General features: G+C 35.4%; 3 protein-coding genes. All 3 read right to left on the minus strand.

Features of this window, described 5'->3' with window-relative positions; genetic code table 11:
- On the minus strand, positions 1–650 hold a 650-nt coding region (locus H6A34_RS14255; RefSeq protein ID WP_239480901.1), incomplete at its 3' end, for an AlbA family DNA-binding domain-containing protein.
- Between the two features lie 7 nt (positions 651–657).
- Positions 658–1,395 carry a hypothetical protein gene (locus H6A34_RS14260; RefSeq protein WP_205106056.1) on the minus strand — a complete coding sequence of 246 codons (738 nt, stop codon included), beginning with the start codon at positions 1,393–1,395 and terminating at the stop codon, positions 658–660.
- Positions 1,396–1,518: 123 nt separating this feature from the next.
- Entirely contained in the window at positions 1,519–1,752 is a 234-nt protein-coding gene (locus H6A34_RS14265) for a hypothetical protein (RefSeq protein WP_205106057.1), read from the minus strand.
- Between the last annotated feature and the right edge of the window lie 107 nt (positions 1,753–1,859).

The following is a 1,859-nucleotide window of genomic DNA, read 5'->3' on the forward strand; positions in this document are numbered from 1 at the left end:
ATCCGGCTACGCTGTTTCGCTGTTCCAATCCAAAGGATACCTAAGTTTGTCATTTTTAATCCGTCGATAAGATGATAGTGTTCTCCTATCTCCAAATCATCAAGTTGCGTGATATGCTGTTTAACCCTATCCGAATTGCGTATCTCATTAGCCAATTTGCTTAATTTAGCTTTTGTTTCTTCATCCAAGCTAAATTGTGTCTGTACAAGCTCCCATTGATAAGCTCCTTTTTCTTCACCAACTCTTGATATATCTTCACTACGTACCGGCTCACACTTGTCAGCAACCCGTATGTACATTCTACCATCGGAAGTTGTTGCGTATGAATGCAGTGAAGGAAAAACTGTTATGACAAAATATTGGCTTCCTGTTTCGTCAGCACAAACATCGCCTACAGTTAGCCCGACATTAAAACACAATCCACGCAATTTGGTTACGGTATTATTGGCTTCCTCCTGTGAGATCACTTGATTAGGAGCTGGCTTTCGTGTCTTGTCCTCAACTCCGATAACAATATCTCCTCCTTGAGCATTTGCAAAAGCCACACAGGTTACGGATAAGTCCTTAAAACCTTTTTCGCCTGTTCGTATCTTTTGCAGACTTTTATATTCTATCTTTTGTTGCTCAGTGTTCATACTATCAATATTCATAAGTTACTTATTCAGGGTTTAATATCTTATCATTTTCTTCCGGCGAGAAAACCTTCAACGGATTTTGAACTATATCTTCTAATCTTTTATAAAAAAGCCTCATTATACGTTCATATTCAAATTGTATCTTATAGAAATTCTTATTACTCCTGATTTTATTATCGTTGTCTTTTATCGGTTTTGTGTATTCATCGATAACATCTTGAAGCTTCTTTCCTTCATTTTCACCAATAGTATTAACATACCAGGCATCTTTCCTAAAAGAGTATCCCGATGCAAAGGCTTGCCCATCTATTTCTGATATATACAATCTTAAATAAGAAAAAATCCAACCATAATCAGTCCTATCGGTTTCTATGGATGAAACCAATGCTTGATGCATAAACAAAAAAGCATCATTTGCCACATTAAAAGCTTGCTTGCTATTATATCTTATCAAAGAAGAAATTACATCAAAACCTTCTTGCATGATATATTCATGCTGTTTAATAACCCTTTCTGTGTATTCATTTCTTTTTATTATATCATTGTATTTTTCTCTTTGTTCTTTGATTTCCCTTCTAAGCTCTATTGCATTGTAAATCTGATAGCCAATAACGAAAGCAGCAGCCAAACTTAGAAGCGAGACAATAATTCCTATATACGTATCTCCATTTATTTCAAATGGAGTTATTTTCAATATTGCGAACAAAAGAGCCAAACACGTTAAAATAAACAGTAAAAGATTTATAGCCCATTGTTTCATATCTCATATTTTTATAGACTACAAAAATAATAAAAAATGTTCATAGGATTACTTGTATTCATTGTTTTTTGAATAAAAAATAAAAGAAGGACAGCCATTTAGAGCCATCCTTCCCGTTAAGTATTAAAATTGTTCCATGCTTACTTCCTGTCCGTTATCATACCAGTAAACGTTCAAGTTCTCTGTTGTCATCCACTGGCAATTACTCAACCTGAAACCGTATTTGTCCTCCAACGTTGACAGGTATTCCTCGATGTCGTCGTATTGTTCGGATTCTTTTACTTCCTCGTCGGTCAGCCTGATAATGTTCAATGCGCCGATGCAGAAGTCCACAATTATAACATACCTTGGTTCCATTATCTTTCTGTTCTTGTCAAGTGGATGTTAGTCGCCATTGGATAAAGCCTTTTTACTTTTCCATAAGCCGTCTGTTGATTGTTTGCGTTTACGTTGACATTCAGTTT

The sequence above is a fragment of the Marseilla massiliensis genome, assembly GCF_016899855.1.
Lineage (GTDB): Bacteria > Bacteroidota > Bacteroidia > Bacteroidales > Bacteroidaceae > Prevotella.